The sequence below is a fragment of the Cytobacillus sp. Hm23 genome (genome assembly GCF_051842895.1).
GTDB lineage: Bacteria > Bacillota > Bacilli > Bacillales > SM2101 > Nanhaiella.
In genome coordinates this window covers 1-23,641 of sequence record NZ_JBPXRQ010000013.1, presented here as the reverse complement: position 1 = coordinate 23,641, position 23,641 = coordinate 1, and the positions used below count along the sequence as shown (strand labels likewise).

General features: G+C 33.2%; 21 protein-coding genes and 1 pseudogene. 6 read left to right on the top strand and 16 right to left on the bottom strand.

Annotated features, from left to right (window positions below; all coding sequences use genetic code 11):
* The first annotated feature begins 1 nt into the window (after position 1).
* Positions 2-1,180, top strand: a complete 1,179-nt coding sequence (locus ACSVDA_RS10330; protein ID WP_485882945.1) for a zinc metalloprotease — start codon at positions 2-4, stop codon at positions 1,178-1,180.
* A 187-nt stretch (positions 1,181-1,367) separates the two neighbouring features.
* Here ACSVDA_RS10330 and ACSVDA_RS10325 read toward each other — a convergent pair whose 3' ends face one another.
* Positions 1,368-3,125 (bottom strand): hypothetical protein, encoded by a 1,758-nt coding sequence (locus ACSVDA_RS10325; protein ID WP_485882943.1) that lies wholly within the window; start codon positions 3,123-3,125, stop codon positions 1,368-1,370.
* A 497-nt stretch (positions 3,126-3,622) separates the two neighbouring features.
* Positions 3,623-4,333 carry a DsbA family oxidoreductase gene (locus ACSVDA_RS10320; protein ID WP_214480615.1) on the bottom strand — a complete coding sequence of 237 codons (711 nt, stop codon included), beginning with the start codon at positions 4,331-4,333 and terminating at the stop codon, positions 3,623-3,625.
* A gap of 137 nt (positions 4,334-4,470) precedes the next feature.
* On the opposite strand from ACSVDA_RS10320, the gene ACSVDA_RS10315 reads away from it, so the two are divergent.
* Positions 4,471-5,037 carry a TetR/AcrR family transcriptional regulator gene (locus tag ACSVDA_RS10315; RefSeq protein WP_485882941.1) on the top strand — a complete coding sequence of 189 codons (567 nt, stop codon included), beginning with the start codon at positions 4,471-4,473 and terminating at the stop codon, positions 5,035-5,037.
* A 241-nt stretch (positions 5,038-5,278) separates the two neighbouring features.
* Here ACSVDA_RS10315 and ACSVDA_RS10310 read toward each other — a convergent pair whose 3' ends face one another.
* The 3 genes from ACSVDA_RS10310 to ACSVDA_RS10300 form a co-directional block, all read right to left on the bottom strand.
* Positions 5,279-5,779 carry an NUDIX hydrolase gene (locus tag ACSVDA_RS10310; protein WP_485882939.1) on the bottom strand — a complete coding sequence of 167 codons (501 nt, stop codon included), beginning with the start codon at positions 5,777-5,779 and terminating at the stop codon, positions 5,279-5,281.
* Between the two features lie 270 nt (positions 5,780-6,049).
* Positions 6,050-6,682: an HAD hydrolase-like protein gene (locus tag ACSVDA_RS10305; protein WP_485882937.1), complete on the bottom strand. Its 633-nt coding sequence runs from the start codon at positions 6,680-6,682 to the stop codon at positions 6,050-6,052.
* A 581-nt stretch (positions 6,683-7,263) separates the two neighbouring features.
* Positions 7,264-7,779 carry a nucleotidyltransferase family protein gene (locus tag ACSVDA_RS10300; protein ID WP_485883115.1) on the bottom strand — a complete coding sequence of 172 codons (516 nt, stop codon included), beginning with the start codon at positions 7,777-7,779 and terminating at the stop codon, positions 7,264-7,266.
* A gap of 511 nt (positions 7,780-8,290) precedes the next feature.
* On the opposite strand from ACSVDA_RS10300, the gene ACSVDA_RS10295 reads away from it, so the two are divergent.
* On the top strand, positions 8,291-9,802 hold the full coding sequence (locus ACSVDA_RS10295; RefSeq protein ID WP_485882936.1) for a phage head spike fiber domain-containing protein: 1,512 nt from the start codon (positions 8,291-8,293) through the stop codon (positions 9,800-9,802).
* Between the two features lie 218 nt (positions 9,803-10,020).
* On the opposite strand, the gene ACSVDA_RS10290 is transcribed toward ACSVDA_RS10295, so the two are convergent.
* The 7 genes from ACSVDA_RS10290 to hypB all read right to left on the bottom strand — a co-directional run bounded on the left by ACSVDA_RS10290 (position 10,021) and on the right by hypB (position 18,490).
* Positions 10,021-10,827, bottom strand: coding sequence for a class I SAM-dependent methyltransferase (locus ACSVDA_RS10290; RefSeq protein ID WP_485882934.1), 807 nt, complete (start codon positions 10,825-10,827; stop codon positions 10,021-10,023).
* Positions 10,828-11,243: 416 nt separating this feature from the next.
* Entirely contained in the window at positions 11,244-12,296 is a 1,053-nt protein-coding gene (locus tag ACSVDA_RS10285) for a hypothetical protein (protein ID WP_485882932.1), read from the bottom strand.
* A gap of 437 nt (positions 12,297-12,733) precedes the next feature.
* On the bottom strand, positions 12,734-13,009 hold the full coding sequence (locus ACSVDA_RS10280) for a CD3324 family protein (protein WP_485882930.1): 276 nt from the start codon (positions 13,007-13,009) through the stop codon (positions 12,734-12,736).
* Between the two features lie 316 nt (positions 13,010-13,325).
* On the bottom strand, positions 13,326-14,102 hold the full coding sequence (locus tag ACSVDA_RS10275; protein ID WP_485882928.1) for a class I SAM-dependent methyltransferase: 777 nt from the start codon (positions 14,100-14,102) through the stop codon (positions 13,326-13,328).
* Positions 14,103-14,365: 263 nt separating this feature from the next.
* Positions 14,366-14,707: a hydrogenase maturation nickel metallochaperone HypA gene (locus ACSVDA_RS10270; protein ID WP_320208970.1), complete on the bottom strand. Its 342-nt coding sequence runs from the start codon at positions 14,705-14,707 to the stop codon at positions 14,366-14,368.
* Between the two features lie 387 nt (positions 14,708-15,094).
* Positions 15,095-17,785 carry an FAD-dependent oxidoreductase gene (locus ACSVDA_RS10265; RefSeq protein ID WP_485882926.1) on the bottom strand — a complete coding sequence of 897 codons (2,691 nt, stop codon included), beginning with the start codon at positions 17,783-17,785 and terminating at the stop codon, positions 15,095-15,097.
* 36 nt (positions 17,786-17,821) lie between these two features.
* On the bottom strand, positions 17,822-18,490 hold the full coding sequence (gene hypB / locus ACSVDA_RS10260) for a hydrogenase nickel incorporation protein HypB (protein ID WP_485882924.1): 669 nt from the start codon (positions 18,488-18,490) through the stop codon (positions 17,822-17,824).
* Between the two features lie 461 nt (positions 18,491-18,951).
* Here hypB and ACSVDA_RS10255 point away from each other — a divergent pair, with 461 nt between their 5' ends.
* Both ACSVDA_RS10255 and ACSVDA_RS10250 read left to right on the top strand, forming a co-directional pair.
* Positions 18,952-19,506 carry a PadR family transcriptional regulator gene (locus ACSVDA_RS10255; RefSeq protein WP_485882922.1) on the top strand — a complete coding sequence of 185 codons (555 nt, stop codon included), beginning with the start codon at positions 18,952-18,954 and terminating at the stop codon, positions 19,504-19,506.
* 115 nt (positions 19,507-19,621) lie between these two features.
* On the top strand, positions 19,622-20,122 hold the full coding sequence (locus tag ACSVDA_RS10250; protein ID WP_485882920.1) for an anthrone oxygenase family protein: 501 nt from the start codon (positions 19,622-19,624) through the stop codon (positions 20,120-20,122).
* Between the two features lie 131 nt (positions 20,123-20,253).
* Here the strand turns inward: ACSVDA_RS10250 and ACSVDA_RS10245 are convergent.
* The 3 genes and pseudogenes from ACSVDA_RS10245 to ACSVDA_RS10235 form a co-directional block, all read right to left on the bottom strand.
* Positions 20,254-20,765: pseudogene (locus ACSVDA_RS10245) on the bottom strand (P-loop NTPase family protein).
* A 236-nt stretch (positions 20,766-21,001) separates the two neighbouring features.
* On the bottom strand, positions 21,002-21,394 hold the full coding sequence (locus tag ACSVDA_RS10240) for a hypothetical protein (protein ID WP_485882919.1): 393 nt from the start codon (positions 21,392-21,394) through the stop codon (positions 21,002-21,004).
* Between the two features lie 310 nt (positions 21,395-21,704).
* Complete coding sequence (locus tag ACSVDA_RS10235) at positions 21,705-22,727, bottom strand: Gfo/Idh/MocA family protein (protein WP_485882917.1); 1,023 nt, start codon at positions 22,725-22,727, stop codon at positions 21,705-21,707.
* 400 nt (positions 22,728-23,127) lie between these two features.
* Between ACSVDA_RS10235 and ACSVDA_RS10230 the strand changes: the two genes are divergently transcribed.
* Complete coding sequence (locus ACSVDA_RS10230; RefSeq protein ID WP_485882915.1) at positions 23,128-23,382, top strand: hypothetical protein; 255 nt, start codon at positions 23,128-23,130, stop codon at positions 23,380-23,382.
* Positions 23,383-23,475: 93 nt separating this feature from the next.
* Here the strand turns inward: ACSVDA_RS10230 and ACSVDA_RS10225 are convergent.
* The coding region (locus ACSVDA_RS10225) for an IS3 family transposase (RefSeq protein WP_485883113.1) at positions 23,476-23,641 on the bottom strand (166 nt) is incomplete at its 5' end.

Here is a 23,641-nt window from a genome sequence, read left to right as displayed (position 1 = left end):
CATGGAGCTAACTAACGAAGCTAAAGTGTTGGTACAATTATCAATTCAACAAGATGGTGAAGAGTATACAGTTGGTGACCCTATTCTTGGAATGTTTATTAGAGTTCCATATGAAGCTGTTTTGATTATTGAATTATTAGATGGAACGAATAGTATAAAAGAGATTAAAAACATAATGTCAGAAAAAAACATAGATGTTGATGTTTTCGATTTTGTAAATAGTTTATATGAATTAGAGTTAGTTCATTCAATAGATGATCATGTTTGTTTTGAAAATAGAAATGAAGAACAGCAGACCCAGAGTCATAAATTTTTTACAAATTTAGGATTGCTGTTATTTCATCCTTTTATGAATATATTGTATGCTGCGTTATTTCTTTGTTGTCTAATAATTTTTATTGTGAGACCTGACTTATTTCCTACTTATGAAGACATGTTTGTTGTTCAAACTACTGGAGTAAGTTTATTGCTGTTGTTTGTAACTTCGTGGATTCTATTAATTATACATGAATTTGGGCATTACCTTGCTACCATTAAACATGGTATTCCAGTCAAATTTCGCCTTAGCCTTCGTTTTTATTGGCTAGTTGTGGAGGCAGATATGACTGGTATTTGGTCTGTTACTAAAAGACAAAGGTTTATTCCATATTTAGGTGGAATGTTTTTCGATACGATATTATTATTTATTGTTTTAAGTGTTCAAATCCTTAATCCAACATTTATGCCAGAATACCTCCAATTAGTAACGTTAATCTTAGTCTTTAGGTTTGGGTGGCAGTGTTTAGTCTTTTTAAGAACTGATATATATTATATAATTATGAACCTTATAAATATCCCTAGCTTACACGATTATTCAAAAGTATATTTGAAAGGAATATTTAAAAATAATAGCTTTAAATCTGATGAATTTGGACAACTAAATACTATTGAACAAAGGTCTGTTAAGACTTTTACCTCGTTATATATTTTAGGTGGTATAATGGCTAGTTTGTTATTTCTTTTCTATTCAGCTCCTGGGGTTTATGTAATAATCACTAACACCTTCAAACAGTTAATAAATAATAATGTAAACACCTTTCATTTTTGGGATGGTATATTAATTTTAATTGTATTATTATTTAATCTATTGCTATGGATTATAGGCGCATTAGGGAAATATAATACTTTAAAATCAACTTAATCATAGCTTACAGAACAATCCATTAACGCTAAACCCAAAACGTTCATTGCATATTTAAATCATTTTTAACATCAGTAAAACCTGTTTTGATACCTTTCTATTAAAACAGGTTTTACTAGTTATGTACTCTCAACAAGACTACATTGCTAACATTTTAATACCAATAATATTTGTGGTCACTAAAAGCTCACTGAATTTTAACCTCAACTAGTGAAATTGGGTTTACTTCGCCTACATCTAAAAGAACTTCATCTTTGTATAACAGTTGAACCCGTTGTAAAAACCATTCTACAGTTGAAGGATGATCAATATCTTCGCTATGCATATACATAATTGGGGCAAAGGTTTTTGCATAATACATAGCTCGATTATAATCAGCGACGACGACATCGTTTGCTACAGAACTACCTGTTCTATCTTTAAACCATCCACTTCCTATCCCAAAACTAGGACTCTTCGTACCAATCAAATCATCCTCATACGTATTTCCCCATAAGCCATCATAAGCTACCCATCTGTACAAATCATTCGTTCTGTAATCACTACCAATCAATGAGACGTTTTCTTGAATATCCCATATTGGACCTCTATTTGTCACATCATTTGGTAGAGGAAATCTAGAGTAAGTGGCTACCCTTGGATAACTTGCATGAGAAATCTTTGAGGAAAAACCTACAGGTCTATAATCATCCAATAACGTTGTTATTCGAGCATTTATGTTATAGCTGCTAGAAGATTCACTCACTACAATAACGTCATTCTTAGAGGTGAAATGCACAGATGGTTTGCTCCCAAAATCTAGCGGCGTTCCAACTGCTTTAGTTCCATTCCATTTTGACCACAGTATATTTTCACCATTTAATTGGCCGATATTATAGTATAGCCTGTCACCACCTTCATGAATTTCAAATATTTTACCCTCTTGTGTGACAGTTACATCAGGAAGATACCCTGTATCATAAAACGTTCCATTAGAAGTCCAGTCAACCTGTTCTCCATTTAAAGAGCCAACATTATAGTATAGATTTCCCGATGATTCATGCATTTCAATAATTGTATTATTTGATACCGTAACAGAAGGGTGACGGCCCGTATCGTATTTATTTCCTTTTGTCATCCATGTTATTTTGTTGCCGTTCACTTTCCCTACACTATAGTACAATTTCCCACCTGTGACCTCATTCTCATGAATTTCGATAATTGTTCCATCCGCAGTAACACTTATAGAAGGATTTTGTCCAGTATCATAATATGTTCCATTCGTTGTCCAATTGATTCTATCTCCTTCAATTGTTCCAATATTATAATATAATTTTCCACCAGTAACTTCATTCTCATGTACTTCAATAATTTTACCGCCATCGGTAACCGTAAGCGCTGGATTTTGCCCATTATCGTATTTAGCTCCTAAACGAAGCCACTCAACCTTTTGATCAACAATTTTGCCCAAATTATAATAAAGACTACCACCGGTAACTTCATTTTCATGCACTTCAATAACCATTCCATCAACAGTAACTGCTACCGATGGCTTTTGCCCAGTATCATAATTACTACGTTCATTGCTTTTCATATTTTCACTAAATATGAAGCTATCATCGTACCATTGCCCTTCATTTGAATGGGCTGCATAGTACACAGTTTCAATTTTTTCTGTTTCTTTATCAGCTATTACTCTTACTTTTTCCCAATCACCTTCATGAGCACCTTGTCCAACTGCACCATCCATTACGCCATTATATGGATAAAAAAATGAATATTGAACCCCAACCTTTGTATCGTTTTCATATACTTGCGCATAGGCCTTTGCACCTTCAAGATCGCCTCTTTTTGTCAACTCATCGACAATGTTTAAGCGTAAATCCTCATTCTTCGCATAGGTTGATGTAACGTTAAAACATATCAAACTACTAAATATTAGTATAATGGTGACTAATTTCCTCATACTATTCTCCTCTTTTCCAATCTCTTTTTTTGATAAAATTGTACAGGAATCGAGGTTAGAAAACAAAATAATTTTCAGAATTTATTGTAAATTAAGAGGATAGAACTATGATTTTGCATGATACACTCTCTTATTCTTTCACTTATGCTGTAAAAACGGCACTTCTGACCTATTTCAAAATCATGTGCGACATTTACCTTCTTTGATACTACTCTCTTGGATGGGATGGGATGAGATTATAAAGTAGAAATTAGTCTATGTACTAAATGCTACGAATGTTAGTACATAACATGATGACTAACACATATAGAGCCGTTTCTTATGGATCAAATTCGGTGAGAATTAGAAAATTCACGAATAGCGCCTTATAAAATAACAAAAGGAACTTTCTTATAATGAACTGCATCCTTCATGTCAGTCGTTAATCATCGGATGTGTTCACGTCGAAAGTTCCTTATGTTTCTATATACAATGTTCAACTAGATATCTTTAGCTGTTCACTCACAGCCATTATCATCACAATAGGTACCTTTTGCATTTTCTGTATTAAGCGAAGTTAGTTTGCTTGATTGTTTTTCTTCTTCTAGCACTTTCTCTAGTGCACCAACAAATACTTCTGTCGGTTGCGCACCAGATATGGCATACTTATCATTAATGACGAAAAATGGCACACCTTGAACCCCAATGCTCCTTGCTTCGGATTCATCACTGCGAACCTCATCTTTGTATTGCTCACTTTCTAATACTGATTTCGCTTGTTCCCGGTCAAGCCCAACATCTTCAGCAATATCAAGTAATGTGCTATGATCTCCAATATGCTTAGAATCGGTAAAATAAGCTTTTAATAATTTTTCAGTTAGTTCCTCTTCCTTACCAACAACCGAAGCATATTTTGCTAAACGATGAGCTTCAAACGTGTTTGTGGGTAGCATGTTTTCAAAACGAAAGTCCAAGCCAACTTCTTCAGCTCTTTTACGAATCCCCTCATTATTTTGCTTCGCCTGTTCAATGGACACACCGTATTTGTTAGCAATAATTTCATGAATTGATAAGTTCGTATCTCGCGGTGAATTTGGATCAAGTTCAAAACTTTTATAAGATACATCAGCTATATTTTTTAGGGATGTTCGTTCTAATGCATCCTCTAAATGTCTTTTTCCTATATAACAAAATGGACATACAAAATCTGAATATACTTCGATTTTCATCGTTTGCACCTCAATAATAGTATTTATGATGTTAGCATAACATAGTATGAGCAAATATTATTACGATATGCTCATGAGGTATTCATAAATAGGGCTTGTCATTTGACTACTTATCTACTTGATAGTAGATTATTTATATGGATAATAAAACTACATTACAAAAAATTTTAGATGTCGGTCAGCATCTTATTCAGAAAAACGGTTATAACGGCTTTAGCTATGCTGATATTGCTGAGCAGGTCGGTATAAAAAAGGCAAGTATTCATTACTATTTTCCATCAAAAAAAGAATTGGTCCAAGCTGTTCTACAGCAATATCACAAGGATTTTCTTAATGATCTTTTCCAAATAGATCAAAAGTTTAATGACCCTGTAAAAAAACTTAAGGCTTTTTTCCAACTGTATCGTAATACTCTAGACAATAACTCAAAAATTTGTTTATGTACGATGATGGCAGCAGAAATTTCTTCCTTCCCAGAGGAAATACGTGGTAATATTAATCAATTTTTTGTTGATAATGCAAAATGGCTTGAAAATGTGTTAGCTGAAAAAAAAGCAACTGAAAATCCTATACAAGCTGAGGATTTACGAGATCAAGCACGCCTATTCTTAGCGGTTGCACAAGGTGCTCCCCTGTTAGTAAGGACTTCTGGAAACTTCGCACAATATGATTCAATGGTAGACAATCTTTTAACAAATCTTTAAAAAGCGATACAATAAAACGAGTGTTGATTGAGCATCAACACTTGTTTTATTTCAACCTGTATAGTTAGCTTTAGTAGGATTTAAAGAAAATGAAAAGGCTAAAACTTCATAGGTTCACTCTTATTCAGTTTCATTAGTAGTTGATAAAATCGAACTACTTCTGTAACCAATAATAATATGACTTTCCACATTTTCTCTCCTAAATATACTACTGCATTTCCTTAATACCTTAACTATCATTTCACTTTTTTCGCCTTTTATTTAATGCTTCATTTAATACTTGTAAAGAAAGTTCATGGTCATTCATTACATATGGTATTTCCTCTGGTTCTACCCAAATGCGTGAGGAGGTTTCATTCTCTCTTTGGAAAGGAAAACACTCTTCTATGTCCATTCGATAAAACATTTGATAGCCAACAAGAGGATACTTCCCGCCATGCTTAAAGAGTGGGTTATGTTCGTGACTTACTTCAATCGCTCCAATATACTCTACCTTACCTTTCACATAACCTTCCTCAAATGCTTCTCTATGAAACGCTTCCTCAGGTGATTCTCCATCCTCTACATGTCCACCTGGTATATTAAATCCTCGACCTTTAACATCCACTAACAGAATTTTACCTTGGCTAAAACAATAACCATGTGCACTTGTAATTTGTTTAACGTCTTGTATATGTACCGTTGGTAACCATGAGAGTTTTACATGATGACCTTCCCAATTTACAAAAATATGGTTGTTCATATACTATCCTTTCAAAAAACAACATATTAAGTGTCCTTATAAATATACTGTTTTCATATTATTTGTTGTTTTGCGTACTATCAATTAAAAACGAATACAACATGAGTTTTGTAGTATGTTGTATTCTACCTCTATGAACTTCTTGTGATTTGTAATAATAGTAGCAAAGTTTACAAAAAGAGCCTTTTAATAAGCTTGGCATAAAACCATTTTATACAATGTAATTATTACCAAATCACTTCTTTAAGCCATTCTAGGAAGAACAACAAGCTACGCTTCCTTATCAAGGATAGTTAATAGTTCGGTAGGTTTATTTATAATAAAGTCAGGTCTTTCCATCTCCAAGCTTTGTCTTGCGTCGTACCCCCAAGTAACAGCAACAGATTTAACACCTAGCTCCTTACAAGGAGGTATATCACGAATTTCATCACATATGTATAACACTTCACTGTTCTTTAACTCGAGCCGCTGCAGCAATTTTTTTAGTGTTATATTTTTTTGAAATAATGATTTTGTACAAAATACGTTATCAAATACATCAATATTGTTTTCTATTAAAAACGTTCTTATGTTCTCTTCATTATTGGAAGAGATTATGTCCATTTTGTATTTCCGTTCTTTTAGGTTCATGAGAAGATGTTTTATACCTTCAACCACTATTAGTTCATTTATTCTTGCATTATAGTTTGATTTCATATCATAAACTACTAAAGGCAATTTATACCATGATACCCCTAACATTTTACACCTTTCTTTTATTGATAAGGTGCTCATGTACTCCACATCATCTTTGCTCATTTTCCGATATCCATATTTTGATGAAAGTTCATTAAAAAGTGATACTGCTAAATCTCTTGATTTGACAAGTGTTCCATCAAAATCGAATATAACATGTTTAATCAAGATAACCACCCTTTCTGAAGTTGTTATTGCTATATCTCAACTAGCTATACTATTTAATTTGTTTATCTTGGACATATTTTTGCAAGTAATTATTATAAGTAAGCTCTTTTGGTATACTTTGTTGCCAGGTTTATAGAATGAACTACCGCCGCAGAACATTAACAGTTGTAAATTCTACAAAAAGCTGCAAAATAATAGATCTCAAATAGAGATCATATTAAAGTAGTATATTTACTGCAACTAACCCGACAATGCTAGCGCTATACAATAACCATGCAATAAGTTTGTTGTTTTTTTCTACACCCTTGTCCTAATTACCTTAACATATTTGTATGTCAATAAAAAAAGCAAATATAGAGAGTAAGATGATTTCACTCATTTTTCTATTAAACCTCCATCGAATCTAATGTTGCTTATGTATATTCAATATTAACAATATTTGAGAATTTATCAATTCATTAACAAAACAATCTATAAAACAACAGCCATTCACTAAGAGTTTTTCTAACTATTTTTTTCTTTGTATGAGACAAAATGGATACAGATTAAAGAGTTATTTAGTGTAGGGCTACTAATTGGCTTTATATATGATGAATTTTAATTTTATACCAAATACCTTTCCAATTCTTTTTATTTATGCGTTCCTCATAAATCGCAGCCCGTTCTTTAGTTTCTGTAAAATAAGGTGTTGGCTTCAATTCCATATTGATAACATCATCTAGTCCATAAGGAGCAGTAAGAATTAAATTATTCTGTCTATCTAACTTTACTCCCAAAGCAGTTGCCGTTTCTGGAAACTTTGAAATAGCATCTTCAGCAGATGTGTAGGGTTGAAGATTATTTACCATGTGCATCCTTGCTTCATTCTTAACTGACCATGGGATATTAGGTAACATACTGCTTAATTTATCTTCTAGCTTCTTTTCAAGGGCTTCGTCAATATATGTATCATCAAAATAGATTACATCAATATCTGGTGTGCTCGTTCTTTCAGTAAATCCGTGCAATGTATCCCAGATTTTTGAACGTACAAACCCTGCACATATCCACCATTCAGGTAGCTCTAATATACTTGCAGCTTCTATTATTTCCATCATTTCGGTATCGTTTTGAATTAGCTTAATTATATCCCCTCTATTTCTTAACAAACCAAAGACCCTCCCTACAATAAGAACGTATATTCTTAGTGTAGCATAAATACAGATTAAGATATATTGGATCCACAGAAAGTAGCCTAACATAAATACGATCATTAAATCTTTGGATATTAGAACCAGCCATCCAACATTAAGTTACCTTCATTCAACACTTATAAATCAACTTTTTATTATCAATATATTAATTAAAAACTATAAAAAAAGTCGGAATTAGTCGAATGACAATTGAAATTATTAATTATTTCGCTATTATCGTTAAATTTAGACTTTTCCTGGCTGAACGATTTGGTTGTAATATGTAAACACAACATGACTTACTTCATCGAATGCAACAATACAAGGGATTTCACAAAGGAGGAGCTTGAGAGGAGCAAGGAAAAACAAGTTGGTTTGATAGGTATAGTTTAATAGGTCGGTTATCATTGTAAAATTTAAAACAGGAGGTATTACAATGAACAAATTTGGAAGATTCTTATCTACTACAGCTTTAGCAGCTAGTTTAGCAACAAGTTCGTTTCTACCTACCACGTCATTTGCAGTAGAAGGCGATACAACAACGAATCAAACAGAAAATATTTTCGTGACTCCACTTACTCAAATCGGATCAAATATCATTTCAAAATCTGCATCATCCCCTACACAACCTTTAGCACCGGTACCAGATTTAGTAGAAACCTTTGAAGGCTATGATGCGATCACCTATGGTCTTCCGAAAGACACAAGAGAATTGCAAGGTGGTGTAACAACTCTATCTGGATCAGTATTAAATTTTATTCCCTTAGATATTTATTTAGGTGATTATGCATATATCTTTGGCACTTTCATCATGCCAACTTCTAATTTTTTTAACAAAATCAACCCTAATTTTGATGGAGACATATTTTTAGGATATATAGATAACGATGGGGAATACCATTCTTACTACAACGGGATTTTAAATGAGCTACCAAATGAACAAGGTAAACATGGGACTTTAATGCTTAATCCAGATTTACTACCAGCTAATGATGACTCTTCAATTATATTAGATGCATATTATGAACGTGTTTATGATTCTCAAATTGATTTTAGTGGTGGGACAAAAACGATTGTTGATACGAAGTCTTCAGGAATTACAAAGTCTAAATCATTTGATTTAAGTAGAACAATTGGTTCTACTGTTAGCTTCGAAGCAGGTCTAGACAAAATTGCCAAAATATCAGCATCATTAAGCTCATCATTGACTACAAGCTTTGGACACTCAATTAGTATTCAAGAAAGTCATGACGTACAACTAAGACACACTTTTGGAGAACGCTATGACGATCCATACGCTTATAATGTATACCACCTTGTAGGTGAATATCGTTTTTATCCATCAGATCTTGTGAAAGACTTAGTTGGAGAACTATATGTCATGGGTATCAACCCTTCTAAAGAGACGCTACAAAACTATAGTTTAGGAGAAGTGGAAGTTGGAAATACTACTTTCACTTATCCAACGGACGACTATAGAGCAATAGAAATCTATCAAAATGGCCTGAGAATTCCAGAACAAAATCTACTAGACCAATATTCTATTAACGATTTTACCCATTCGAGTTGGTCAAACACTGATGTTAGTGTTAGCTACGGTTCCGTTACTGCACCTGATAGTACCCTTGCACAAAAATTAACTCCAGCAAGTGTAAATAAAGGCGTTCAACAATATGTAGATATCAATTCAGATGGGAACAAATATACTTTTGGTGTTTGGCTAAAAGCTGATGAACCTCATGATGCACAAATCAAAATTCAAAATCATAATAATACTGAATCTACTGGTATTAAAGTTGAAGTAACAACAGATTGGCAGTATTTTTCAGTAACATCCGATAAACCGTTCACTACTAATGGTGGGGTAACCGTAGTGCTTTGGCCAGGTGCTTATAACGGAACAACAGATTCCGTATATGCTTGGGGAGCAGAACTTATTAAAGAGTGATCACTATCGTTAAATTTAATAGTTTGAATGACATAATCTGAGTGGGAGAACTACATTCCCACTCTATTAATCGTATATCCCGCTTTCTTTTCACACTTAGTGGCACAACGAGTACATTTAAGTCTTCCTATTTTTTTAGCCAACCTTATAGTTTGAACTACTTATCAACCAAATGTTCGAAAATCTTATTTATTTATCTAAAAGATACAGTTGCACAATTATCTTTTATAATTCTTTACAGCGAGTTTGATTGAAAGTTGAATTTGTTCTTTAAAAACACCACCATTATTAAATTTACATAATTCTTCTGCCAAATGTTTTTCAAATAAGGGAACATTGTTTCCTAAAAACCGTTTTGTCCCAAAGGAAGTTGAATATAAGTTACCAATGATTGATTCTATTGTCCATAATTGCTCATAGGCTGGTAAGCTGTATAATTCTAAGTCGAATTTTGAGTTAGCAATAATTTCTTCATGACTTATTGTTGGGTGAGTATATGTTGTATTACCTGCTCTTCTTTCAGTTCCATACCAATGTTGAACTACTTCGTTCACTTTTCTTTGCCACGGTAATAGTTCTTTTTTTGGAGAATAATTATCTATGATGGCAACACCACCTCCATAGGAAACCATTTCATATAAAGTATTAAGCACCTTTTCTCTATCCATCCAATGAAATGCTTTTGCGATTACTACAAATCTAAAATTGTTATTATTATGAACTCGTTTATACAAATCAAGGTCTCCATGGAACCACTCAACATTCTCGACCCTAGATTCCCTGCTAACATGCATTGCTTCTTGCAACATTTCAGACTCGGTATCTATCCCGATTAAGTTTTCAAACCAATCACTGAATCTGCATGTTAATTGCCCAGTTCCACAACCTAAATCCATCATCTGACCTTTACCGTCGAGAGAAAACCTATCGATTATATATCTTACTAAAGAAGCTGGATATAAAGGTCTAAATCTTGAATAATACCTAGCAGTACCTTTAAATAAGTTTTCACCGAAATCAGTCATAAACCATACCTCCTTAATTACTTCCCCCCCTCAAGTCACATAACAAATGCTGTTGTCATGTGGGGGAGAACGTATCCAAACCTATGCATTTTGTACACCAAATGGGAACTTTACTCATTTGGTTGAAAAATTAACTCAAAAAGACATATTATAATACATCCATCATTTACACCTAGGATGAATAAAACTTTAAATTAGGCTGTTTTCACATAAATTGTTCCATTTCGCAATAAGAGCTAACCACTAACGTTCAGGGTACTCATATAGAAGTGAATAAAGTAACAGAGTTTTTGAATAGAGCCTTTAATGAAAAACAGGTAAGTATATATTACATGATGTAATACATACTTACCTTGATTTATTTGCCCTTATAATGAATAAAGATCTATCATTTTTTTGTTGAAATTAAATCTTTCCTACTTTACATGTACAGGGTTATTAGCTTCCTCATTCTCATTATTTTGCTCTAGATTGCTTAGAAGTGTAAATTCTAGTAAATGACCTTTAGAGAAAGTGTCTACCAACATATGTCCATAGTCTATATTAGAGCTCTCTCCTGTTAATATTAATGAGGATATCCAAGGATAATCTTCAATTAACAAATCATCTTTGAATGGATACAGCGTCAGCGCTTTCTCATGAATATATCCTGATTTTAGATCTTTCGTTATATTAAATGTTGCCCAATATTTCTCCAATAATTTTTCAGAAGCACTGTAATTATTATCAACATATGTTACATTAACATAGTCCTTACCAATGCTGTATTTTAAGTCATCATAAATAGGGTTCGCATCAATAGCTCCCCTTAATTGTAACGTTGTATAGTCCATACGGTCCATCAGTCTCATTACAATTAAAATAGCTTGTTCTCTAGAAATGTTATTAGAGTTATAGTCTTCTCCTATAGCCCATTTAGTTTTTGCTGAAGCAAAACTTAAGGATGAGTCCACAAGCTGATTAACATAACCCTCTAAACCTTCAGCTTCAGAGTACTTCATCTCTCCTGTTAAATCTTCCTTAATATTTTCCATGTTAAATGTATTCATTAACATGTCAACAACCTGGCCTTGTGTAACTAGATTATTAGGTAAAAATGATGTTTCTGTTATTCCGTTTACACTTCCAATTATATAAGCAAGCTTAACGTGATCTAAATCTGTATCATAAAATGGAGTATCTATTGTTACTCTATCTAATACCATCTCTTTCGTCCAAAATAGAGTATAGTCTGTATTTTGTAATTCTATAAATATAGCATTTACTAGGAGCTCTGCAAACTCTTCCCGTGTTATAGGGTTAGTATATTGTGATTGTAATCTTTCTGGAACAATGCCTATATCAATGCCTTTTTGAATCGTATTTTTTATCCCACCAATAGGTGTATCCCATTCCTCTATACTGGCAGATGCAGCTGTTGAAGGCAGGATTAAAATTAACACTAGCATAAATGATAAGAACTTTTTCATAACAAATCCTTCCCTACTTAAAGTACCATTTTTACAAAATTATCTTTAAGTATAATTATTTTCCATTTTAATTATACTTAAAGAAAAGTAAAATGAAAGATTACTTGAAAAAGATTAAATATTAAAATAATTCTATCACTTTAGAGAGTTACTATTTAATTTTGATATAACACTTAATAAGAAACAACTAATCATATCATTATTATAAAGAAAGGCTTTTTTCGTGCTTTGTTGCGAAAGCAGCATCTACATAGACTAAAATTTGTTTCTATGGCTCCTAAACTAGAAGATAAAGATGTCGTTTTACTGAACAGTGTTTTATGGAAAAAAAGATACCTCGAACATTAACGATATTCTTGTTTAGCTCTTATTGCGTAAAGCAAAAAATAATGCGACAACAGCCATTACATAAAAAAACACTGATTGGATTAATCCATTCAGTGTTCTATCTTCTTTGAATAAACTATTTTTTTGATGCTATATACAGAAAGACAATATTTTTCTGCGAGGTCGTCTATAGTTATCCCAGTATTAAATTCTTCACAGATTTTTTTATTTCTACAGTTTAAATATTCCCTATTACCTGAATTTTCACCCCATTTTTTCCGAGCTCCTTCAGTGTTAGGTATATAAACTACTTGTCCTTGAACATATTTTTGTATTTCTAAAATTAGTTGTTCTGGTAAGACATTATTAGCGTTAATATATTTCATTATAACCCACTCCTTGAATTTGTTTCTTAAATTTAAGGAGTTACAATTATATGAATCTTAACCTTATGTATTGGTTATAAAAATATATTAAATATTTTTTCTTCTTTATCGCAATTCCTCACTTGGTCAATCTATTATTGAGACTTCTTGAATTATTATTAAACATCATCTGGCATACCTCCATTGTTCACAAAATTAAGTTGGTGTTTTTTAAACTAACCTACTTATCATTTTAAAACAGATAAGCGTCTTTATAAACTTTAAAGTTATTTTTCATTATCTAGTAGACTGATTGATATGGAACAAAATATGCAAATTACTTTACTTTCCTACATACAAAGATCATGCTATAGCTATCATTGGTGATAGGTGTTTCATTCCAATCTTTAAATATATGTAAAATCTCAAATCCACTATCACTTAGTAAGCGTTCCATTTCTTTTGGAAATACATATCGCAAAGTTATTTTTGTACTTGTTTCATCTATTTTGATTCCATGTTCATTCTTAACTTTTCTAATTGTGGTGTAATGCTGAAGTTGATTAAGTGAGTCATATGTACTAATCGTTGACAGATCAACAATTTTCCCATCATTTCTTGTGTAAGTTCTCCAATACTCTTCTGTATTTGGTTGCAGCAGTTCTTCAACGCTAGGGAACCTTGTATCAAAAATAAAAATTCCATCATGTTCTAAATGTCTATTAACAGAAGTCAACAAGTGATTTTGCGCTTCATTCGTAAGAAAATGCTGAAAGCCATTCCCAACCATGTAAACCATTGAACCAACTTCACTTAAATTTAGCTGGGTACAATCTTGCTCTACCCATTCTATATGTAGATTTTGATTATTTGCTTTATTCCTCGCTTGTTCCAACATACTTTTATAAATATCCACACCAATTAGTTTATACCCTTTTTTCGCTAAGGGGATCGTTGCTCTACCTGTCCCACAAGCTAAATCTATAATCATACCCTGTTGCTTAGAAGCCCACTTGGTCAGAAAAGGAATATCATTCAAAAATGTGTTTTCCATATCGTACAAGTTGGCATCATCATACTCTTCGAAATTATTTGATGTTAGATGTTTCTCCATTCAATTCTCCTTCAATGTAATCATTTTTTCACTTACAACTTTAGCATATATTTACATATGTTCAATAACAATGTTACAGTTTGATAGTAAAAAACAGGCAAATCACTGAGAATTAGCCTGTTTTTGCATTGATCATTTTTTTGTAGAACCAATTAAACACGTGTTCAATTAAATTTTCTACCTCTAAAAGAGGTAGAAGTTTAATGTTAAATTTCATATCAAGATGTTGTATGCTTTAAGTAGCTCGTTGATTGACACCTAGCCTAACAAGCGATAATTTCTTTTATCATAAATTCTTTTCCGCATAAAATCTCAAAGTCTTTAATGTGGCATTTCGGGCACTTACTATTATTCTCAATTAAATTAAAAACTTTATTGCACTTTTTGCAAATCGCATTACCTGGTAAGGTCTCAATTTTTAATTTTGTAGACTGCAAAATTGTACCATCTACCGCAGCTGGGTAACATGCCTCAATATATTTAGGAATTAATGAGGAAAGCTCGCCAATTTGAAGTACTAAAGTGTCAATTTTTGTTAATGCATTCGTTTTAGCAAAATCTTCTACAGATTTTATGACATGAATAATTACACTTAACTCGTGCATCTTAACTCCCCCTACTCCTCAAGTAAGAAAAGAGCAAACACCTACAATCTGCAATGTAAACTAGCGTACCCATACCTGTTCCAAAAGGTATTGATTAAATACCATTTTGAAAATGCGCATGGTCCCATTTATTAACGAACACTAGACAAGCAGCATAGCAGGGATTGAAACCGATGGTGCTAAAGCGGTTCTATTATTGCAACTCTCAACTTTATGGTTTATTAACCTAGAATATATCTCGCTTCCATCTATATCCTAAGCTGTTTTCGCATTGGCATTTTTTCTATAAAAAGGAACCTTTATCTACTAGTTTAGGAAAAACAGCAACAAGGTAACTTTTACGAAAAGAGCCTTTAGTAAAGACACACACATTTTACTAATAGAAATCTAGCTATTTTCTCTCGAGAAAATAGTTTTTAGGGTCTTAGGTACCTTATTTGTTACTACTTTCACTTTACGTTTCACCATATATTTCTTTATTGTCGGTTTTATTTCATGCAATTCAACACTCGTAGCATCATATTTTCGTACCATTGAAATTGCGTCAAATTTACATTTAGTGACGCAGGAACCACATCCCACACATAGAAACTCATCAACAACTGTTGCGCCACATCCTAGACATCGTTCTGTTTCCTTCTTCACCTGGTCTTCAGTAAATGTTGAACGAAGATCCTTGAAAGTTTTTTTAGATTCAGCTACATCAACATGATCTACTGTTTGTCTCGGTATTTGATCGTACCCTTTAAGGTCCAGGCTACCTATATCAAACGCACGGTAATCTCTCTTTGGACGGCCAAGCAATAAGCTTTGACCTGGTTGAACAAAGCGGTGAATGGAAATTGCACCTTTTTTCCCCATAGCTATCGCATCGATGGCAAATTTAGGCCCTGTTAATGCATCACCACCAGCAAATACATCTGCTTCATCTGTCTGGTAAGTTACAGGATCTGCTTTAATTGTTTTGTTTGGATGTAGTTGAATATTGCAGTCTGCAATCAAATGACCCCAGTCGATCTCCTGGCCTACTGAAATTAGAATATTGTTTACAGCAACAATTTTCGTTTGACTTTCATCAAACTGTGGATCAAACTTGTTATTTTTATCAAAAACAGAAATACACTTTTTGAATTCTATACCTGTAACACGTCCATGATCAACAAGAATACGTTTAGGCCCCCATGATGTGTTGATATGAATGCCTTCTAATAAGGCTTCGTCAATTTCTTCCGTCATTGCCGGTAGCTCTCCCCATTTTTCTAAACAATACATATCTACTTGCGATGCACCAACGCGTGCTGCTGTACGAGCAACATCAATCGCAACATTACCACCACCAATGACCGCTACTGTTCCTGCTAATTTCATTTGTTGCTTAGCATTAACTTCGCGTAGGAAATCTACCCCGGTCATCACTCCTTTAGCATCTTCTCCTTCGATACCTATCCTTCTACCAGCTTGAGCGCCAATTGCCAAATAAAATGCTTTAAAACCTTGATTTCTTAGCTCTTTCAAACTTACATCTTTTCCAACTTCGACGCCGGTCATAAACTTAACACCTAGGTCCTTTACAATATCAATTTCAGCTTGAACAACATTCTTTTCAAGCCTAAAAGACGGAATTCCGAAAGTTAGCATGCCACCAAGTGCTTGTTGTTTTTCAAACACTGTTACTTGATAGCCTTCAATTGCTAGATAATAAGCACAGGAAAGACCTGAAGGACCTGCACCTATGACTGCAATTTTTTTATCGTATTGATGTTTTATTTCAGGGATATAGCGACGATCCTTATTTAAATCTTGTTCAGCGATAAATTTCTTAATATCATCTATTGCGATAGGGTCATCAATGTCACCTCGTGTACAAGCAGATTCACAATACCTCGGGCAGACACGCCCACATACTGCTGGAAACGGATTTTCTTGCTTGATTAGCTCAAGAGCTTCGGTATACCTTCCTTGTGAAGCTAGCTTAATATAACCTTGAATACCAATATGAGCTGGACAATCTGCTTTACAAGGACTTGATCCAGAATCAACAACAACTTCTCGATTAAGCCGATAATTAGGGTTCCATTTATCTGGACCCCACTCTGTATTATATGGAAGCTCTCTTTTCTCCACTATACTAGGTTCACAAATTTTCTGACCAAGCTTCAATGCATTTGATGGACAGTTTTCAACACATTCTCCACATGCAACACATTTATCTTTATCTACTTGTGATACATAATTTGACCTAACGATATCAGGATTTTTAAAATGGTTTGCATGACGCAATGCTAGGCATGCGCATCCACAACAGTTACAAATAGCATGAGTTTTTCCCGGACCTTCTGTATTTGCGATCTGATGCATAAGACCGTCATCTTCTGCCTTTTTAATAATTTCAAAAGCTTTTTCACGGGTTATCTCTCTACCTCTTCCGGTGCGAATGTAGAATTCTGCAGCATCACCCAACTGAATACATATATCCTCCTTCAAGTGACCACAGCCCTCTCCCATCGCTTCTCTGACTGCTCGACAAGCACAATCAGAAACTGAAAAGGTATCATTATCATTCAGATACATAGAAACTTCTTCATAAGAAGCCCTTCTAGTTTCACCATCAATTGCACTTTCTATCGGAATAACCCTCATGACTCCTAAACCTGGGGGAACATTTCCAGCCAAAAATTCACCTTTACTTCTTGAATACTCTTCAAAACATTCAGCTATTTGGGGATGTTTTTTGACATTTTCTTTGTTGACGACCATGAATTCCATCACTCCTGGAACCCACAGATCGAGTTGAAAATAATCTATACCATCTTCAGAAAAAAAGCTAATAACCCCATCATCCGCCAACTGGAAGAGGATTTTTTCTACTTCCTCTACGGGCTTACCACATAAAGCAGCGACTTCCTCCTTAGTCTTTGGTTTCCTTAGCTCAAGGCAAAGTGCGATCTCGGCCATTTCATCCGTAACAACTGGCTCAAGGATTCGATATTCAGGATCTTCAGGCTTTACTTCATGTTTTGAGCCACGTTTTGTTCGGCTTATCTTATTTGCGAGATCAAGAACTTTTTCTTTAGTCATAAAGTTCAACTCCCCATCATATTTTCCTTCAATGTATTATTCATTCCAGTTTTTGATTTGAGTGCGAATCCATTCTACCCACTCACTTATTCCCTCACCGGTTTTAGCTGAGATCGGAATAACTTTAATTTTTGGGTTTAATTTATGTACACGCTCTTTGACTGCTTCTACATCAAAATCAAAAATATCGATGGCATCCATTTTGTTAATTAATAAGACGTCAGCAACTTCAAACATTAAAGGGTATTTCAGAGGTTTGTCATCTCCTTCAGGTACACTTAAAATCATGGCATTTTTTGAAGCACCAGTATCAAATTCAGCAGGACATACTAAATTACCTACATTTTCTAATATAACGAAGTCGATACCTTCTGTTCCTAATCCTGATAAACCTTGCTTGGTCATATCAGCATCAAGGTGACACATTCCACCTGTGTGCAATTGGATAACTTTTGTACCCGTTTGTGCAACAGTATGAGCATCGACATCTGAGTCAATATCTGCTTCTAGCACCCCAATGCTCATTTCATTCTGCAAAGCTTCAATTGTTTTTACAACAGTAGTGGTTTTACCTGAACCAGGTGATGACATCAAATTTAATAAAAAGGTTTTGTCTTTTTTTAAATCTCTCCTAAGCAAAGCTGCCTGTTGATCATTATCTCTGAAAACGCTTTCTTTAATCTCTAGTATTTTATAAGTTTCCATACTATTTCCCCCTCTATTTGATCATTAACGACCGGGTGGATATGAACATAAATGCTCTATTGGAAAACAAATACATTACCTTCAAAATCAGTATAGCATTTAATAATCTTACGAATTTCGAACTTTTTGTGTTCTTTTTTACATCATTTCGAGACTGTAATTTGTCTACGTATTTCACAGTTCCGACAAGAATATTTATATATAATTTTTCATGAATCACGATATTTTTATAATCTCTTAGGATATGAAATAGACATTTTGAAGACTAGTGTTAAAAATGTCATCATTTTATTTTGGTTTCACACCCTAATACGAATGAAATATCGATAAAAATATTGATTAACTAAACATACTGACTAATAAAATGTTTTGGCAGTTGACTTAAAAATATCTAAAAGATATATTAGAGTTATTTAAATTTGAATATTTTTATTTAACTATTAATAAAAGGAGCCATTTTTATGAATAAAGCACAGTTTATTGTATTAGGTATTTTAGAACAGTTAGGAAAAGGTAGCGGTTATGATATTAAACACATATATGATCAAAATAAATTCTACCAGTGGATAGATATCAAAATAGGCTCAATCTATCATGCTATAAAGCAGCTGCACAAAGAAGGGTATATTAGTGAAGTGAAAAAATTGCAAGAGGGAAACTATCCAACGAAGACAATATATACTGTTACAAACGAAGGAAAAAAGAAATTTGATACTCTACAGAAAGAGTCGTTTTTAGGCTTATTTCCTGACTTTTATGGCTTTAAATTAGCACTAAAATTAAACACTCGTCGTACAGAAGAAGAAATTAACGAATACGCTAAAACGGCACTACAAATTATCGATGATAAATTGGACGCAATGAAAGCACATTTAAATTCTTTGGAGCCGTACAGTCACAAGTATACATACGATTCTTTTTTCATTCTGCATGATCAACGGTTATATGAAGCCGAAAAAGAATGGATTCAAGAGGCAGTTAAAAATATCAATCTTATTATGCGTTTAGAACAGTAATTAACAGCTAATCACTTCAGAATTTAAGTATTGACAATTATTCAAATTTGAATATAATGTAAGTAACTAATCAAATTTGAATAATTTTGGAGGGATTATATTGAGGGCTACCTATGTGGAAAATGGAACTTTGGCCATCGCTTTATTGATCACTGGAATTATGGCAGGATTTTTCTATACCTATACGTTTAATGTAAATTTAGCCATGTTGGAAGTAGACGGTGAAATATATGCAATTGTGCAGTCTCTATTTAACGAAAATGTTAGACACTTTATGTTTTTCATTTTTTTCTTTGGTGGTGGAGCAGCATCTATTATAGCAATTTTAGTTAATTTGAGACACTATAAGTCTTTTTCTTTTTGGTTAATCGTTACTGCTGGGCTGATATACATTTTTGGTATTATTATTTTCACTTTCCAAGTAAATTTGCCTCTTAATTATGAAACAGAAAGCTGGATACCTAAGGCAGTACCTGGAGATTGGATGCAAACCCGTGATGCATGGAATCAAGCTAATGCACTGCGAGTTATCTTCTCTTCTGTTTCTTTTGCTTCCTATATACTTGCTTTATTCCTAAGAGCTTCCAAGATACCTAACCCTCAAAATACTAAATAACATGGAAAGTGCCAATTTATGCTCACAGTCAATACTACACATAAATTGGCACTTATTATATTAATTGGTTACTTATGCCGTTCACACGGAAAAAAATCACTTTAGAAAATACTTTGGTTACAGTAATATCATTAGATATACTTACTTATATTCTTATTATTCTTTAGAATAATTGAATCATATGTATTTTCATCTAGCATTTTTAAGATCTTTGGTTTACTTTCCTTTTCAAAAACAGCATTCCAGTGAAACATCATCTTAAAAATTTTTATTGTTGGAAAATAATTTGCTTTTTCCAATCCTATTTTTTGAAGGATAAATCTCTTTATAATCCTCACTATTCTCGTCGTGTATGGTGTATCTAAGAAGATAATTAGATCAGCGTTCTGATAGCTGTGCTCTACCCATTTATGAGTATGAGCACCCTCTATAATCCAAGTACTGGAACTGACTATTTCTTCTAAATATTTTTCTCTTCGTCTTCTGATCTACGAATGTCACCAGTATCATGTCTTTTCCACACAACATTATCTAATTCATAAAAAGGGATATTCAACGAATTTGATAAATTCCTTGCTAAAGTTGTTTTTCTACTTCCAACTGAACCTACAATATGGATTTTTTGAGGAATACTATTATTCATATTGATCACCATCCACTAACAATTCTTCTATAATTTACTATTATTTAGTAATAGTAAATTATGTCAATACCGACAAAATTGCTCTTAATAACATATCCAATAATTCAAGGTGTACACTTTAAACTCCTTCTTCTCATCAACTGGAACAAACAAAAAAGGCACTTCCATTTTACAGAAAAGTGCCGTCTGTCCTATTTTATTGCAACCATTATGTCCTAAGGATTCATCCAAAGCTGTTAAATAAAAACTCCCTGCTTTTTTTCATTATAGTCTCTTAAACGTCTCCTTATTTCTGCGACAACTGATGCTGGGTTATAGATTTGAAAAATGACATAATTATACTTTTTATGTCCTTTTAAGTCAATCATAACTAGAGGTTCTCTACGTTCGTATGATAAAAAATACGATACATCTGCGTATTTAAAGCTACCTTCATAAATATATGGTGGAAATGAAGTACCTAGCTTCCTGAGCATCCATAGGGGAGCATCAAAATAATCAACAAATACATCCGTTATAGTATGATAAGGGATTTTAAGTTTTCGCTTCAATGCAAAGTAGCCTGTTAAACCTGTTAAGTTTAAAATAAGTTCAGTTTCTTTAAAATTCCCAATTTCTCTCCCCCACACTGATTTATAAGATATATTAATTAAGGCTCTTTGTGTAAGCTTTGTTACTATTTTTTAAAATGGACAGTGTACGAGAGCTCAATAATATTAACAGTGGAAAAATGCACGAACTTAGATGTATACCACTTTATCTTAGAGTGAAAAGCAACATTCAATGAGAAAACAGCCTTAATTAATGTTATTTAGGCCGCTTGTTTTATATTATTGTTAATAAAAGGAATTTATTCATAAAATGTTGCTACTTCTATCGCGTAATCATCAATAAGGTAGTTTCTACATAGTAATCTACTAAACATATAGTCGTGATTGTTCAAGTAGAGAAAACTCTATCAATGACTAATTGATTTTTGTGCCCATCATCAATAAGTGGTAAATCATCATCTAACTTTTCAAAAGTAAGATATTCGTAGACTTTTTCTAAAAAGGGCAAGAATGCAGGATAGTAACGACTTGCAACATCCGAAAGTTCTATATATTTGTTTTTTTGTTCATGTACCACTACTTCTTGGATAGGTTGATTTATTTTTTCTATTAATAAATTGTCATCATTTTTTAGAGTAACTGTCCCTAAATTACCGTAAATTTTCAAGCTAGAACCTATGCCGTGATTAACTCCAGTTAAAAGCTGAATAGAAAAAGTCGTGTTATTCGTCATTTTGCCATGAATGAAGAAAGCATCATCAGCGTCTCTTTCCTCTCCACCCCCATGTGGGACATGAGTATGTACTAAACCGTTAACTATATCGACTTCTGCATTTATTAGCCAACGTAAACAATCGATCATATGTGAGCCGAGTGCACCTAGCATGCCTCCATATTGTTGTTTCTGTCCTAACCAACCTCTTTTGTTTGTAACAAGGTTTTGATACTGTGAGTAACTAACATGGTATTCAAAATGCAATAGTTCACCAATTTCATTGTTCTGAATAAGAGACTTTACTCGTTGACGACTCGGTAAATACCTCCATTCAAAGTCAATAATAACCTTTTTATTATACTGCTTTGATAGTTGTATAAGTTCAGCAGATTCTTGACTGTTCGTAGTAAAAGGCTTTTCACAAACAACATGAATCCTTCTTTCTAACGCGTATTTTACCATTTCATAATGGTGAACTGGCATAGAACTAACAAATAGAAGATCTAAGCTTTCATTATCTAGCATCTGTCTCCAATCTTGATAATGAACAAAGCTATTCAAACCATCATTTAATTCATCTGGTATTTGGTGCCGCTTCATTGTACAAACAGAGACTAAATCCATCTCTTCCTGAGCCTGAATGATTGGAGCTTGAACTCGCAAACCAAACCCACCACCTATAATCCCAACTTTCATAAAACCAACTCCCTCAATATTGTGATAGTCATCATAAACCCTCTTCATTCAAGCTGGGTTATTTCACATCATTATTCGTACATTAGAAGAGTCTATGGTAAAACCCATTTATCTTCATACCTTTTTTATAATGTTAAATCATTAATTCCAATAATAAATGTACTCCCGAAGTGATGAATAAAGTGATTTCTTATTCATTAATTATACTAGAGTGCAGTTTCCTTTAAAAATACTAAACACACATGGAAATATATGCTAACATTAACAGTGAATGGTTAAAAAAATCATAGAATACATATCCGCAACTAAGCGAAAAAAGCATCAATGAATAGAGCCTTATTCAGCCACCTATATTAAGTTAAAATTGAAAAAGGTAGTTTTTCAAGGAAGGAGGAGAACAATGAAAAAAACATTAAGTGTGTTATCCACCGTATCGTTCTTCATTGGACTTATTACGTTAGTATTGATGTTATACGGTATAGATGATTATTTATATAACTTCGGAATTTTTATTATTGTTATCGGTTTGTTTATGGCAATGTTTGCAGAAAAAGGGCTATTTAGAAAAATTGGCTTAGTTGGTAACGGAATCATTGTATTTTTTATAATTATTATACCGCTCATTGTTACGACGTTTTTTTGGAATACGCCTTAATTTTAATTTTAGGACTATAAAAGAATTAATAGCATAATAAAAAGCTCAGGATGAATAAAGTGTACCCTTTGTAAAGGACAGTTTTAAAAAAGCCTAGGCTACATTAAGAAGGTGATCTCTGTATTGAACAGGGGTCATCCTCTTTAAATTCCATTGATATCTGTATTTATTGTAATAAATCATATATTGCTTAATTTCAAGTTTTAGTTCGTATAGTGTCGTGCATGGTTTAATATTAGCCTCATCCTTAAAATGTCCA